We start from the raw sequence: 13,272 nt of genomic DNA on the forward strand, positions 1-13,272 counted from the left end.
ACCATCATGACGACTACCCGCAGTCGCAAAAGCCGCAGCGAGCTAGAGGCCTCACCGCCCGCCCGCGAGCCGCTGTCCACCGGTTCGGAATGGACCTTTGAACTGATCGAAAAGTATTACAAGGAAATCACCCGCATCGCCGCCGAGTTCGGGCTGGATACCTATCCCAACCAACTGGAGATTATCTCTGCCGAGCAAATGATGGATGCGTATGCCTCGGTGGGTATGCCGGTGATGTACAACCACTGGAGCTTCGGCAAGCAGTTTCTCTCCACCAACAAGCATTACCAGCGCGGCATGATGGGGCTGGCGTACGAGATTGTGATCAACTCCAACCCCTGCATTGCCTACCTCATGGAAGAAAACACCATGACCATGCAGGCGCTGGTGATTGCCCACGCCAGCTTTGGGCACAACTCGTTCTTCAAAGGCAATTATCTGTTTCGGACCTGGACCGAGGCCGATGCCATTATCGATTACCTGGTCTTTGCCAAACGCTATATTGCCGAATGCGAAGCGCGCCACGGTGAAGACAAAGTCGAAGAACTGCTGGATTCCTGCCACGCGCTGATGAACTACGGTGTGGATCGCTACAAGCGTCCGCAAAAACTGTCGCTGGAAAAAGAACTGGCCCGCGTGGCGGAGCGTGATCAATACCAGCAATCGCAAATCAACGACATCTGGCGCACCTTGCCGCGCCGTGCTGAAGAAGAACACGCCGAAGCGCCATCGCGCTTTCCGGCAGAGCCGCAAGAGAATCTGCTGTATTTTGTCGAGAAATTCGCGCCGCTACTGGAGCCGTGGCAGCGCGAGATTGTCCGCATTATCCGCAAGGTGGCGCAGTATTTTTATCCGCAGCGGCAAACTCAGGTCATGAACGAAGGTTGGGCCACGTTCTGGCATTACACGCTGATGAACAAGTTGTACGACAACGGCTCGATTACCGATTCGGCCATGTTCGAATTTCTGCACAGCCACACCAACGTGATCATGCAGCCAGGCGTGGACAGCCCGTATTTCAACGGCATCAACCCGTATGCGTTGGGTTTTGCCATGTATCGCGATATCCAGCGCATCTGCCAGGAACCCACCGAAGAAGATCGCCGCTGGTTCCCGGATATGGCGGGCACGGACTGGCGCAAAACGCTGGACTTTGCCATGCGCAACTTCAAGGATGAGAGCTTTGTGGCGCAGTATCTATCGCCCAAACTGATCCGCGATTTCCGCCTGTTTGCCATTCTGGATGACGACGAAAACGCCACGCTGAAAGTCTCGGCCATCCACGACGATGCCGGGTATGCGGAAATCCGCACCATGCTGGCGGCGCAGTACAACCTGGCTTATCGCGAGCCCAATATCCAGGTGTACAACGTCAACACGCGCGGTGATCGCTCGCTGACCTTGCGCCATTACCAGTATCAACGCCGGCCGCTGGCCAATAGCGTGCACGAAGTCCTCAAACACATCGCCCGGCTGTGGGGATTCTCGGTCAAGCTGGAGAGCGTGGATGAAGAGGGCGAAGTGATCCTGACTTACGACTGCAAACTGGAAAAACGCGGCAGTGCGTTTTAACGATTGACTGTCGACGGGGTTGAAAATCGACCTCAACTAGACGGAACCCGGAGAGAAACTTTCTCCGGGTTCTTTGTTTTTGCCGATATGGCCCGGTTGTGTGCAGTGGCGCGCGGCTGGCACTAAGATGATCCGGTCATTCAAGCGCGAAGGTAGCAGGCAATGAAAATCATGAAGTCGGCAATGGGTGGACGGGCACTAGCATTGGCCGGTCTGTTAACAGGCATGTTGCTAAGCGGCGCGGCAACTGCGGCGGTGGAAGGGACTGCGTATGCCATTGATGGCACTTGCGAAGGTTTCCCGCGCCTGCCGCTGAAAACCGCTCCCGGTTTCTGCGTTGGCCTGGCTGCCACTGGCATGCCGATGCCGCGTGGCGTGTTGCCAATGGCCGATGGTTCGGTGCTCATCACCGATATGGGCGGCTGGGGTGCTGGTAAAGGCCAGTTGTTCCGCTTGGTACGCAAGCAGGGCGGTTTTGACCGGATCACACTACTGAGCGGCTTGAATCGCCCGCATGGCTTGCAACTGGGGCCGGATGGTCAGGTTTATCTGGGGGAAGACAACCGGATCAGTCGTTTTAATCCCGCCGACGCCAATCCCAAGCTGACCACGGTGCTGGATAACTTGCCCGGCGATGGCCGTCATCCGATCAAGACCTTCGTGTTTGCCAAAGATGGTTCGTTGTTTGTGAACTTCGGTTCGGCCACCGATAACTGCGAAGGCCAGATTGACGCCAGCAAGCCGGTATTGCAGTCGTGCAAGGATATGGAAACCCCGAATCCCCGTGCCTCCATCTGGCATTACACGCAGAAAGACGGCCAATGGCAGGGCGAGTTGTATGCACGCGGGCTGCGCAATTCCATGGCGCTGGCAATCAACCCGGATACCGGTGCGTTGTGGCAGGCCGAAAACAGCCGCGATTACATCAATCGCAAAATTCCGGGCATGACCAACGATGAAAACCTGCCGCACGAAGAGCTGAATCTGATCCAGCAGGGCGGCCATTATGGCTGGCCGTATTGCTACGATAACAATGTCGCCGCACCGGAATTCGCCAAAGCCGACTGCAGCAAGCTCAGCAAACCCGTGCGATTGATTCCCGGGCATGCTGCGCCGCTAGGCATGGCCTTTTACGATGCACCGGGCGCATTGGCCACGTGGCGTGGCAGTTTGATCATGGGCTGGCATGGCTACCGCAATAACGGGCACCGGCTAGTGGCTTATCGCTTTGGCAAAGACGGCATGCCGCAAGGCGACTATCAGGAGTTGATCTCTGATTGGGCTGACACGCCGGGTAAACACCCAATGGGCGCGCCAACCGATATCAAAGTTGATCGGGAAGGGACGATCTGGATCACCGAAGATCGCAACGGCACACTGCTGGTGCTGGCCCCGATCAAGATGCATTGAGTTGCCGACTGGTGGATTGTCGCTTTGCTCCGAATCCACCCTACGACGTGCATCAAGTAGGGTTGATTCGCCTTGGCAATCCACCAGGCAACTCAAGCGTTACGAATCACCTGCACCATGGCGTTCAGCCCGCTGGCGCGAGAACTGGAAAGAAACCGCTGCAAACCCAGTTCCTGCAACAGCGCGCCGAAATCCTGGTTGGCAATTTCTTCTCTGCTCAAGCCCTGATACGCCGCCCAAACCAGCGCCAGTAACCCTTTCACGATGCGTGAATCGCTATCTGCCCACATCTGTAAACGGCCTTCGTGCCAGCGCGTGAGTAGCCACACGTGCGCTTCACAACCACTAACACGGTTTTCATCAACTTTTAATTCGGTGGGCATGGCTGGTAGCTCGCGGGCCAGTTGCACCAACAGCCGGTTTTTGTTTTCCCAGCCTTGGGCCGCTTGCAGGCGTTCGGTTAGCGCGGAAAGCGCAAGCGCTGCAGGGAGTTCAGGCCAGTCGCTCATGCCAGCAACTCCAGTGTTTCGTTCAGTGTGCTCAGTAACAAATCAATCTGGGCGGCGGTGTTGTAAGCCGCTATCGATATCCGCAACGTGCCATTGTTCAAGCCCAATGACTGCATCAGTGGCCCTGCGCAATGATTGCCCACGCGCACGGCGATATCGCGTTCATCCAGAAACTGCGCCACGTCATACGGATGCGCGTGGCTAAACACCAGCGAGGCAATCGGGCCTTTGCCTGTTGCTGTGCCAAGTATCCGCACTCCATTGATTTGATCGATTCCGGCTGCCAGTTGCCGATAAAGCGCCGATTCGTGCACGGCAATAGCTGGGCGATCCTGGCCCCTTAGCCAGTCCAGCGCGGCGGCCAGCGCGATGGTCTGGGCGAAGGCGGGCGTACCGGCCTCAAAGCGGCGTGGTGCGGGCGCAAAGGTGGTGCCCGCAAACGACACCCGTTCGATCATCTCGCCACCGCCTTGCCATGGTGGCATCTGCTCCAGAATATCTGCGCGCGCCCACAACACACCAATGCCGGTCGGGCCAAAGACCTTGTGGCCCGAGAACACGTAGAAGTCCGCGCCGAGCGCCTGGACGTCAATCTCTTGGTGAGCGATGGCTTGCGCGCCATCTACCAGTACACTCGCGCCCACAGCGTGGGCGGTGGGGATGATCTGCGCCAGCGGCGGGCAAACGCCCAGCGCGTTGGACATCTGGCTAATACCCACCAACCGCGTACGTGGTGACAGCAGCGCCTGATACGCCGCCATATCAATCTGGCCATCGTCCAGCAACGGAATTGCCCGGATCACCGCACCGGTGGTTTGTGCGATCAACTGCCACGGCACGATATTGGCGTGATGCTCCAGCGTGGACAGCAATATCTCGTCGCCAGGCTTGAGGGTGCTGCCACCCCAGCTATACGCCACCAGGTTGATCGCCTCGGTCGCGCCCCGCGTGAACACGATCTCGCCTGCGCTGGCCGCGTTGATAAACCGAGCCACGGTGATGCGCGCCGCCTCATAGGCCTCAGTCGCGGCATGACCCAGCCGATGCCCGCCGCGATGCACATTGGCGTTCATTGTTTCGTAGAAACGGCGCTCGGCATCCAGCATGGCCAGCGGCTTTTGCGTGGTCGCGGCGTTATCCAGATAAACCAGTTCAGGATTGGCCTGCAGCAGGGGAAACTGCGCGCGCAGCGAATCGAGTGGAGATGTGGTCATGGGCTATGACAAAGGAAAGAGAAGCATCAAGGCCGCATTGTATAATGCGGCGATGACATACAAACAACCGATCTCCGTTCTCGTGGTCATCCACACGCCGGACCTCAAGGTGCTGCTGCTGGAGCGCAAGGATTTCGCCAATGCCTGGCAATCCGTTACCGGCAGCCGCGAAGCCGACGAAGCCTTGCCAGTCACCGCGCAGCGCGAAGTGATGGAAGAAACGGGCCTGGATACCGCCCGCTACGGTTTGAGCGACTGGCACTTCAGTACCGAATACGAAATCTACGAAGTGTGGCGCCATCGTTATGCGCCCGGCGTTACCGTCAACACCGAGCACGTGTTCAGTCTGCAAGTGCCGCATGAACTCGATGTCACGCTGGCTCCCGATGAACACACCCGCTATCAGTGGGTGGATTGGCAGCAAGCAGCGGAACTGGTGTTTTCTCCATCTAACGCGGAGGCGATCCGGACGTTGGCACACCGAACTGCTGCGTAGCCGGTACAAGTTCTCTCGCACGTATTTGAAACGTTATTTCCAGAAATGAGTCGTAGACTTACGCTACAACTATGAGTGGCGCCTGAGAGCGGCGGAGTGCGCTGGCCAACAAATCGATGATGTTTGAGCCAGATTTAGTGTATTTCACGGTGGTTTCAAGGCAATAAATAATGACGATAACTCATTGATTTTATGGAAAGACGCATCAAGGTTGCCTCATACAATATCCACAAAGGCCTTTCGCCGCTGAACCGGCGGCTGGTGGTGCATGACGTGCGTCAGGCGCTCAAAACGCTGGAACCGGATCTGGTTTTTCTGCAAGAAGTGCAGGGCGCCCACAGCACGCGGGCGCAGCGCTTTACCTATTGGCCAGCGACGCCGCAGCACGAATACCTGGCCGGTGATGAACTGGCATCCGCCTACGGCCGCAATGCCATTCACCGGCTGGGGCACCACGGCAATGCACTGTTGTCGCGCTTTCCGATCATGCGCTGGGGTAATCACGACATTACCCTCAATCGTTTTGAACAACGCGGCCTGTTGCATTGCGTGCTGGATATTCCAGGCTGGAACATCCCTTTGCACGCGTTCTGCGTGCATTTGAATCTGCTGGCGCGGGACCGGCGCAAGCAATTGACGTCCATGGTCGAGCAGATCCAGCGTGAAGTCCCCAAAAACGCGCCATTGGTAATCGCGGGCGATTTCAATGACTGGCGCCGCGAGGCCACGCGCTTTCTGGGCAACGAACTGCATGTCATCGAAGCCTTCGAAACCTTGCATGGTTCTCCGGCGCGCAGCTTTCCGGTACGCATGCCGGTGCTCTCGCTTGATCGCGTATATGTGCGCGGGTTTGGTATTGAAGTGGCAGATGTCCTGGGCGGGCGCCCCTGGTCCAACATGTCTGACCACGCGCCGCTCTATACCGTGTTGCGGCGGGGTTAGGCATGAACGGCTACCTGACTGGTAACCGGATCAAGCTTCTCAAAAATGGCGCTGATTACTTTCCGGAATTGATTGAGGCGATCTCTTGGGCTGAGCGCGAGATTTTTCTCGAAAGCTATTTGTTTGAGCTCGATATCGTCGGCATTGCAGTTTGCGAAGCATTAATGCTGGCGGCGCACCGCGGGGTCGAAGTCAAAATGCTGCTGGATGGATTTGGCGCGCGCCGGTTTCCGGATGACTGGAAACTCAAACTGGCCGACGCGGGCGTGCAATTGCTGTTCTTTCGGCCTGAAGTCAAAGCACTGTCGTTGAATCGGCAGCGTTTGCGCCGCATGCATCGGAAACTGGCCGTGATCGACGGCATGGTGGCCTTTGCCGGTGGTATCAATATCCTTTCTGATTTTACCGGCCAGCCCGGCCCGGAACCGCGTTACGACTACATGGTAGAAGTGCGCGGGCCGCTACTGGCGGTCATGCATGAGGCCGCCGATCGCATGTGGCGGCAGACGGCGTGGGTGCAAGTGCAACCAGAGTGGGCCAAACCCAGCCGCGTCAAGTTGCCGGTGGAAGGCGCGGGCGGCGCTTTGGCGCGTTTTGATATCCGCGATAACTTGCGCAATCGCCACGGAATCGAACACGAATATCTCAGCGCAATTGATGAAGCTAAAGACGAAATCATCATTGCCAGCGCGTATTTTTTACCCGGCTATCGCTTTCGCCATGCTCTGATCAACGCGGCTGCGCGTGGCGTGAAAGTGGTGTTATTGCTGCAGGGAAAGCTGGATCACGCCTTGTTGCAATACGCCAGCCGCGCGTTCTACCGGCTGTTTCTTGACGCGGGCATCGAAATCTACGAGTACACCAGCGGTTTCATGCATGCCAAAGTGGCAGTAATCGACCGTCATTGGGCCACGGTGGGCTCATCCAATATTGATCCATTCAGCCTTTTGCTCGCACGTGAAGGCAACGTCTTTGTGCGGGATGACGAATTTGCCCGCGCTTTGGGTGACGATATTCAAGTGATGATTTCGGCGGCGGCGTTACCAGTCGATTTAAAAGACTGGCGCAAAGCACCGTGGTACCAGCGGCTCCTGCCGTGGGTCAGTCATGGCGTGGTGCGGGTATTGATGGCCGTTTCGGGTTATGGCGGGGAGCGCTATCTGAAATAGGTGCCAATGGGGTTCGCACTGGCACCGGCGGCGATTTATTCCGGCTTGTCTGCCTCTGGCGTAGCTTGGGCGGGTGGCGTAACCCGCTCAAATTCTACGGCGGCTCGTAATACGCCGCGCAGCATATCCACTTCTTCCTGATCCAGCTGCGCCCGTTGCACAATCCGGCGCACGCGTGGCATCAGACGTTTGGGCGTTTTGGTGCGCAAAAAGCCGATGGTGATCAGCGTTTCTTCCAAGTGTTTGTAGAACAGTTCCATGTAGTCGTGGCTGGGTAGCTGGCGCTTTTCCGCCAGGTGGCTCACGTCATCCAGGAGAGCGGCACGCAATTCATAGCACAGCACCTGCACGGCCTGCGCCAGGTTCAGACTGGAATAATCCGGATTGGTGGGGATCGTGACCAGCCGGTTACACAAGCGCACCTCATCAATGGTCATGCCATTGGTTTCGTTGCCAAACACCAGTGCGATGGTGCCGCCGCCGATGGCTTCGGTGACCAGTTCCGGTACCAACTGGCGCGGAGTATGCAGCGGTTGTACCAGCTCGCGGCGGCGCGCGGTCATGGCCACTTGCAGGGTGGTGCCAGCCAGCGCTTCTTCCAGGCTATTCACAACAATGGCGCGATTCAGCAAGTCATCCGCGCTACTGGCCAGCGAGCGGGCTACATCCGATGGAAACTCTTTTGGGTTCACCAGATACAAATGCTGCAATCCCATGGTTTTCATGGCGCGGGCGGCGGATCCAATGTTGCCAGGATGCGAGGTATGAGACAAAACCACACGAAATTGTGCGAGCGTGGTGTTGGCGGCAAGGCCGGCGGCGGGGAGGTCGTTGGATGGGGTCATTCGGGCTTTATAAAATGCTTTTTACAGGGCTTGTGACAAAAGGGCCGGAAATTCAGTACAATAGCGGCTATATTTATTTTCGATCTTTACAAGCTGACCGGGAAACGCGCAAGGCGTCCCCAACTTGGTTAGTGACAATTCGCATCGTCATGCATGGGCTACGTGCCACACCTCGCGCTTTTGGCGTTGAGGCGCAATTTGCGTTTCCTGTCAGCTTGTTCAATTCATGTCAGGGGTAAGTTCATGCATCCGATGCTCAATACGGCCGTTCGTGCCGCCCGCCGTGCCGCTTCCGTTATCCAGCGCGCTTCAAACAATCTCGATCTGATCACGCCAGAGAAAAAAGGTCACAACGACTTTGTGTCGGAAGTGGATCGTGCGGCAGAAAAAGCCATCATCGACACCATCCTGGAAGCCTACCCCAAGCACGCTATTCTAGCAGAGGAGTCGGGCCAGTCCGGTGATTCCGAATTCGAATGGATTATCGATCCGCTTGATGGCACCACCAACTTTCTGCACGGCTTTCCGCAATACGCGGTTTCCATCGCCCTGGCGCACAAAGGCGTGGTCACCCAGGCCGTGGTGTATGACCCCAATCGCAACGACATGTTTACCGCTACCCGTGGCGTAGGCGCGTTCCGTAACGACCGCCGTATCCGCGTTTCCAAGGTGCGTGAATTGTCTGATGCGCTGGTCGGCACCGGCTTTCCGTACACCGATTTCAAGCACCTGGATGCCTACCTGAGCATCTTCCGTGAAATGGCCCAAAAAGCCGCTGGCGTACGCCGTCCAGGCGCAGCCGCGCTGGATCTGGCCTACGTAGCTTGCGGCCAGTTTGACGGCTTCTTTGAGTTTGGCCTGAAAACGGTCGATATCGCCGCTGGCTCGCTGCTGGTGCAAGAAGCCGGTGGTCTGATTACCGACTTGAACGGTGAAGAAAACTACCTGCAAAGCGGCGATGTGCTGTGCGGTACACCCCGTGTATTCGGCCAGATGCTGCAACTGATCAAGTCGCACATCAAATAAGCCACGCAGTTATTTCATAAAGACGATGACCGTGGCCGCGCCCACGTTATCTGCAGCGACGGCGGCTTTTGAGGCCGCTTATCGCGCCACCCGTTACGTCGTCCCGGTCCTCGGGCTGACGTTGCGGGTGGGTCAAAGCCATTCCGATCTAGATACCGTTCTACGCCAACACTCAGCCACGAGCTGGATGTTCATCTCTGCCTGCAACCCGTGGTCTGCCGCAGCGTTATGCCGCTACGAGAATCTTGCTCTCCACCAAAATCTGCTGGATGCCATCCGCGCTGCCGGGCTCACGCTGTTTGAGGGCGTAGGCGAGGCTGATGATGGCCAATGGCCAGCCGAATCGTCCGTGTTGGTGCTCGGGGTGGACGAGGTCATTGCGCGAGCTTGGGGTGAGCGCTTCGCACAGAACGCCGTATTGTTCGGTCGGACAGACGAGAAGGCGCAATTGCTCTGGTGCCTGCCGGACGTTACCGCATAAGTTGGCTGCCTCGCATAGCGTATTTTCCGCACAAAACCGCAAATAACAGAATAAATTTGCAAAACCACATGCCGGGTTTTACTATTGCCTGCATGTTTACCGAAGAACGTCATCAACGCATTCTCGATTGGCTGGCCGAAGCAGGGCGCGCCACTGTGGCCGATCTTGCGCTGCGCCTGCAGGTTTCCGACGACACCATTCGCCGCGATTTGCGCACGCTGGATGAGCAGGGCTATCTGCAAAAGACCCATGGCGGCGCGGTGTCCCTTGATGTGCCGCGCATGGCCCGCACGCAGCGCGCAGATGTGCTGCCCCAGATCAAAACGCAATTGGCGCAAGCCGCCGTCGCCCATATCTTGCCGCATCAAACTCTGCTGCTGGACGCCGGTCAGAGCGTTTTGGCGGTGGCGCAGGCGTTGCCGGATATGCCACTTACCGTGATCACCCACGCGCTGGACGTGGCCGTGGTCTTGGGCGATAAAACCAATATCCGCTTGATTCTGGCGGGTGGTGTCTGGGATGCACGGCAGCGATTGTTTAGTGGCAGCGACACGCTACAACAGATTGCCGGGTATCGCGCCGACTGGGCGATTATGGGTGCTTGTGCCGTGCATGAGCGCCTTGGTGTTACTGCGAGCGAAGCCGACGATGCGGCCGTGAAACGTGCCATGCTCAGTGGTAGCGCCAACGCGCTGTTGGTGGCAGATCACAGCAAGATCAATCGCATTGAGCCATTTTTCGTGGCCGATATTGCAAATTTCAAGCATTGGTTCACCGATCGCAATCCGGCTTGGCAAAATCAGCCCGCTGGCTTGCAGGTGCTGGTGCCGTCTCACACTCAGGAGAAAACCGCATGAATCGACTTAATGTCGCACTGATCGGCTATGGCTATGCCGGTAAAACTTTCCATGCTCCATTGATCGTCAGCATTCCTGGCTTGCGCCTTGCAACGGTGGTGTCCAGTGATGCTGCCAAGGTTCATGCGGACTGGCCGGAGGCTCAAGTCGTTGCCGATGCCGCACAAGTGTTTGCGGACCCGGCAATTGATCTGGTGGTGATCGCCGCGCCCAATGACAAACATTATTCGCTGGCTAGCTCCGCGCTCGCGGCAGGCAAGCACGTGGTGGTCGACAAGCCATTTACTACCACTCTGGCTGAAGCGAATGCGTTGATCGCCCAAGCCGCAGCGGCGGGCAAAGTGCTGTCGGTATTTCATAATCGGCGCTGGGATGCCGACTTCCTCACGGTAAAACGCCTGCTGGCCAATGATGACTTGGGGCGCGTGGTGCACTTCGAATCGCACTTCGACCGCTTTCGCCCGGTGGTGCGTCAACGCTGGCGCGAATCCGCCGGTTTGGGTAACGGTCTGTGGTACGACTTGGGGCCGCACCTGGTTGATCAGGCATTGCAACTGTTTGGCGTGCCCGATGCGGTCTATGGTGATCTGGCGTGCCTGCGTGATGAGGCAGTGGCAACAGATTACTTTCACGTGATCCTGCGCTACGAAGGTTTGCGCGTGATACTGCACGGCAGCTGCCTGGTATCCGGCGGCCCGCGCTATGTAATGCACGGCACCAAAAGCAGCTTTATCAAGCAAGGGCTGGACACCCAGGAATCCCAATTGAAAGCGGGCGGGCAGCCGGGTTATGCACGGTGGGGCGTGGATCCGCTGGATGGTTTGCGCATAGTCAGTGTGAATGACATCGAAGAAACTCACCCGGTGCCGACGGCAATCGGCGACTATCGTCATTACTACGCGGGTATTCATGCCGCCATCGCCGAGGGCAAGCCCAACCCGGTGCCCGCGACGGAGGCCGCACAAGTCATGGCCGTCATTGAACTGGTGCAAGTCAGTGCCAGCACACAACGCGAAATGCCGTTTTCGACCCAAGGGGAAGTGAATGCCTGATTTTGAGCGTGATCTGGCGCGGATCGCCAAGCAGGAAGCCGCGCTGCAATTTACGGCGTTTGACGCCCACACCGCGTGGGAGCTGGGGTCCAAATTGCGCCAGGTAGCGGTAGAGCGCAAAGCGCCGGTGACAATTGAAATCACCATGAATGGCCAGCGTTTGTTCTATTCGTCCTTACCCGGCACCACGCCGGTTAATGATGACTGGGTTCGGCGCAAGCGCAATGTGGTCGAACTTTATCACCGCAGTACCTACGGCGTCGGCCAGGGCAATCGCCAGCAGGGTATTACGCTAACCGAGAAAATCGGCGTGCCGCTGATTGATTACGCCACCAACGGCGGTGCCTTTCCGCTACTGGTGCGTGGGGCTGGATGTGTTGGCAGCGTGATCGTTTCTGGTCTGGCGCAGCGTGAGGATCACAATCTGGTGGTGGAAGTGCTGGCGGATTATCTTGGGGTGTCGCTGACGGAAATTGCGCTGGATTGAAGGGGTGAGACGTTGCTTGCTCTGATCCTGTCGGGTGGATTTGGCGCATGGCGACAATCCACCTTAGCCCTTCGTGTCATACAGATGCGGTTGGTGGATTGCTACGCGAATCCACCCTACGAATCACGCCGGCATCGCCAATGCCTGCCGGGCGGACGCTTCATCCGTCACCAGCCCCGATAGCCACTGCCCACGCAAGGCGGCATTGAGCGCTGCGTATTTGCTTTCACCGCCAGCAAAAGCAATCACCGGGCGATCTGCGGATGTGGGTAGTTGCAAGCTGGTGACGCGGTCCGTAATGGCCGATGAAACAGGGCGGCCGTTGTGATCCACCGCGTGGCCAATAATTTCGCCAGCTGCACCGTCGGTGACTAGTTGTGAAATTTCCTCCGCAGACAAAAAGCCATCTTCTTCCAGCGGGCAGCCCGGCCCGACTGAACCAATCCCGATAAAAGTGACATCGGCGTGGGCTGATAACTCGCTCACCACGCGATATACGCGATGGCTGCACCACTGGCGGCAGTCTTCTGCGCTGTCGGCAATCAACGGCGCGGGCAACATGAAATATTTGCTGCGGGTTTTCTCGGCTGTGCGTAACGCCACGTCATAACGGTTGGATGCGCCATCAGTCGCAATTGCGCCCACCATCGACACAATCCGGTGCTGCGGGCGGTCTATATCCGTCAGCTCATCAATCACCGCCTTGAGCGTCCGGCCTGATCCCAGATTCACTACGATTGGCGTTTCTGACTGCAAATACTGCGTCATCACTTCGGCACCGGCCACGGCCAGCATGCGCCGTAAACCTTCTGAGTCCCGATCCGTCGCCGGAACGACCCGGCACAGACTCAAGCCAAAACGCGCTTTCATCGCCTCGGCCAGCGCCAGGCAATCGGTAATGCCGTGTTCGATGCGTACATGCACCAGACCTTGTTCCACCGCATACGCCACCAGCCGCTGTGCCATCTGTCGGGAAATCCCCAAGTGGTCGGCGATCTCGTTTTGCGTGTTGTTGGCCACGTAATACATCCACGCAGCCCGTGCGGCTTGATCCAGTTTTTCTTGCTGTCTTGACATCGCCTTTCCTCGAAATGCCCGGCCCGCTTTGGTTTGCGGTGGTTTTTGCTGTGCCGATTGTAACTGCAAGCGCTGCGATTGGGGTGGGTGTGGCGGCGTCTTGGGGCTGGCGCCAATTGGGTGCATTTTAGTTGC

General features: G+C 57.5%; 14 protein-coding genes. 10 read left to right on the forward strand and 4 right to left on the reverse strand.

The annotated features are described in order from the left end of the window. The first annotated feature begins 6 nt into the window (after positions 1 to 6). The gene (locus P4L78_RS14415; RefSeq protein WP_283149623.1) at positions 7 to 1,572 is read left to right on the forward strand and encodes a SpoVR family protein; all 1,566 of its coding nucleotides are present in this window, start codon (positions 7 to 9) and stop codon (positions 1,570 to 1,572) included. A gap of 162 nt (positions 1,573 to 1,734) precedes the next feature. Beyond that, positions 1,735 to 2,982: a sorbosone dehydrogenase family protein gene (locus P4L78_RS14420; RefSeq protein WP_283149622.1), complete on the forward strand. Its 1,248-nt coding sequence runs from the start codon at positions 1,735 to 1,737 to the stop codon at positions 2,980 to 2,982. Positions 2,983 to 3,074: 92 nt separating this feature from the next. On the opposite strand, the gene P4L78_RS14425 is transcribed toward P4L78_RS14420, so the two are convergent. Then, positions 3,075 to 3,491: a SufE family protein gene (locus P4L78_RS14425; RefSeq protein WP_309328582.1), complete on the reverse strand. Its 417-nt coding sequence runs from the start codon at positions 3,489 to 3,491 to the stop codon at positions 3,075 to 3,077. Then, positions 3,488 to 4,705 (reverse strand): cysteine desulfurase, encoded by a 1,218-nt coding sequence (locus P4L78_RS14430; RefSeq protein WP_309328583.1) that lies wholly within the window; start codon positions 4,703 to 4,705, stop codon positions 3,488 to 3,490. The genes P4L78_RS14425 and P4L78_RS14430 overlap by 4 nt, the downstream gene beginning before the upstream one ends. A 52-nt stretch (positions 4,706 to 4,757) precedes the next feature. Here P4L78_RS14430 and nudB point away from each other — a divergent pair, with 52 nt between their 5' ends. The 3 genes from nudB (at position 4,758) to clsB (ending at position 7,312) form a co-directional block, all read left to right on the forward strand. Further along, the gene (nudB, locus tag P4L78_RS14435; protein WP_283149619.1) at positions 4,758 to 5,201 is read left to right on the forward strand and encodes a dihydroneopterin triphosphate diphosphatase; all 444 of its coding nucleotides are present in this window, start codon (positions 4,758 to 4,760) and stop codon (positions 5,199 to 5,201) included. 192 nt (positions 5,202 to 5,393) lie between these two features. Then, positions 5,394 to 6,143, forward strand: a complete 750-nt coding sequence (locus P4L78_RS14440) for an endonuclease/exonuclease/phosphatase family protein (protein WP_283149618.1) — start codon at positions 5,394 to 5,396, stop codon at positions 6,141 to 6,143. Between the two features lie 2 nt (positions 6,144 to 6,145). Then, the gene (clsB, locus tag P4L78_RS14445; RefSeq protein WP_309328584.1) at positions 6,146 to 7,312 is read left to right on the forward strand and encodes a cardiolipin synthase ClsB; all 1,167 of its coding nucleotides are present in this window, start codon (positions 6,146 to 6,148) and stop codon (positions 7,310 to 7,312) included. Positions 7,313 to 7,347: 35 nt separating this feature from the next. Here clsB and P4L78_RS14450 read toward each other — a convergent pair whose 3' ends face one another. Next, a complete protein-coding gene (locus P4L78_RS14450; protein WP_309328585.1) occupies positions 7,348 to 8,157 on the reverse strand; it encodes an RNA methyltransferase in 810 nt (269 codons plus the stop codon). A gap of 243 nt (positions 8,158 to 8,400) precedes the next feature. Here P4L78_RS14450 and P4L78_RS14455 point away from each other — a divergent pair, with 243 nt between their 5' ends. From P4L78_RS14455 to P4L78_RS14475, 5 genes are all read left to right on the forward strand, one after another. After that, a complete protein-coding gene (locus P4L78_RS14455) occupies positions 8,401 to 9,183 on the forward strand; it encodes an inositol monophosphatase family protein (RefSeq protein WP_283149615.1) in 783 nt (260 codons plus the stop codon). 31 nt (positions 9,184 to 9,214) lie between these two features. Next, a complete protein-coding gene (locus P4L78_RS14460) occupies positions 9,215 to 9,664 on the forward strand; it encodes a DUF3293 domain-containing protein (RefSeq protein ID WP_309328586.1) in 450 nt (149 codons plus the stop codon). A 68-nt stretch (positions 9,665 to 9,732) separates the two neighbouring features. After that, positions 9,733 to 10,521, forward strand: a complete 789-nt coding sequence (locus P4L78_RS14465; protein WP_309328587.1) for a DeoR/GlpR family DNA-binding transcription regulator — start codon at positions 9,733 to 9,735, stop codon at positions 10,519 to 10,521. Then, entirely contained in the window at positions 10,518 to 11,573 is a 1,056-nt protein-coding gene (locus tag P4L78_RS14470; protein WP_309328588.1) for an oxidoreductase, read from the forward strand. The genes P4L78_RS14465 and P4L78_RS14470 overlap by 4 nt, the downstream gene beginning before the upstream one ends. Next, positions 11,566 to 12,060 (forward strand): heme-degrading domain-containing protein, encoded by a 495-nt coding sequence (locus tag P4L78_RS14475; RefSeq protein ID WP_309328589.1) that lies wholly within the window; start codon positions 11,566 to 11,568, stop codon positions 12,058 to 12,060. The genes P4L78_RS14470 and P4L78_RS14475 overlap by 8 nt, the downstream gene beginning before the upstream one ends. 123 nt (positions 12,061 to 12,183) lie before the next feature. On the opposite strand, the gene P4L78_RS14480 is transcribed toward P4L78_RS14475, so the two are convergent. After that, positions 12,184 to 13,137: a sugar-binding transcriptional regulator gene (locus tag P4L78_RS14480; protein ID WP_309328590.1), complete on the reverse strand. Its 954-nt coding sequence runs from the start codon at positions 13,135 to 13,137 to the stop codon at positions 12,184 to 12,186. Positions 13,138 to 13,272: the final 135 nt, after the last annotated feature.

Source organism: Silvimonas sp., assembly GCF_031291215.1.
GTDB lineage: Bacteria > Pseudomonadota > Gammaproteobacteria > Burkholderiales > Chitinibacteraceae > Silvimonas > Silvimonas soli.

Excerpts from the sequence above, each read along its gene's own strand:
- P4L78_RS14480 (WP_309328590.1), bottom strand. The coding sequence starts at position 13,137 with ATGTCAAGACAGCAAGAAAAACTGGATCAAGCCGCACGGGCTGCGTGG.
- nudB (WP_283149619.1), top strand. The coding sequence starts at position 4,758 with ATGACATACAAACAACCGATCTCCGTTCTCGTGGTCATCCACACGCCG.
- P4L78_RS14455 (WP_283149615.1), top strand. The coding sequence starts at position 8,401 with ATGCATCCGATGCTCAATACGGCCGTTCGTGCCGCCCGCCGTGCCGCT.
- P4L78_RS14420 (WP_283149622.1), top strand. The coding sequence starts at position 1,735 with ATGAAAATCATGAAGTCGGCAATGGGTGGACGGGCACTAGCATTGGCC.
- P4L78_RS14475 (WP_309328589.1), top strand. The coding sequence starts at position 11,566 with ATGCCTGATTTTGAGCGTGATCTGGCGCGGATCGCCAAGCAGGAAGCC.
- P4L78_RS14425 (WP_309328582.1), bottom strand. The coding sequence starts at position 3,491 with ATGAGCGACTGGCCTGAACTCCCTGCAGCGCTTGCGCTTTCCGCGCTA.
- P4L78_RS14415 (WP_283149623.1), top strand. The coding sequence starts at position 7 with ATGACGACTACCCGCAGTCGCAAAAGCCGCAGCGAGCTAGAGGCCTCA.
- P4L78_RS14440 (WP_283149618.1), top strand. The coding sequence starts at position 5,394 with ATGGAAAGACGCATCAAGGTTGCCTCATACAATATCCACAAAGGCCTT.
- P4L78_RS14430 (WP_309328583.1), bottom strand. The coding sequence starts at position 4,705 with ATGACCACATCTCCACTCGATTCGCTGCGCGCGCAGTTTCCCCTGCTG.
- P4L78_RS14465 (WP_309328587.1), top strand. The coding sequence starts at position 9,733 with ATGCCGGGTTTTACTATTGCCTGCATGTTTACCGAAGAACGTCATCAA.
- clsB (WP_309328584.1), top strand. The coding sequence starts at position 6,146 with ATGAACGGCTACCTGACTGGTAACCGGATCAAGCTTCTCAAAAATGGC.
- P4L78_RS14450 (WP_309328585.1), bottom strand. The coding sequence starts at position 8,157 with ATGACCCCATCCAACGACCTCCCCGCCGCCGGCCTTGCCGCCAACACC.
- P4L78_RS14470 (WP_309328588.1), top strand. The coding sequence starts at position 10,518 with ATGAATCGACTTAATGTCGCACTGATCGGCTATGGCTATGCCGGTAAA.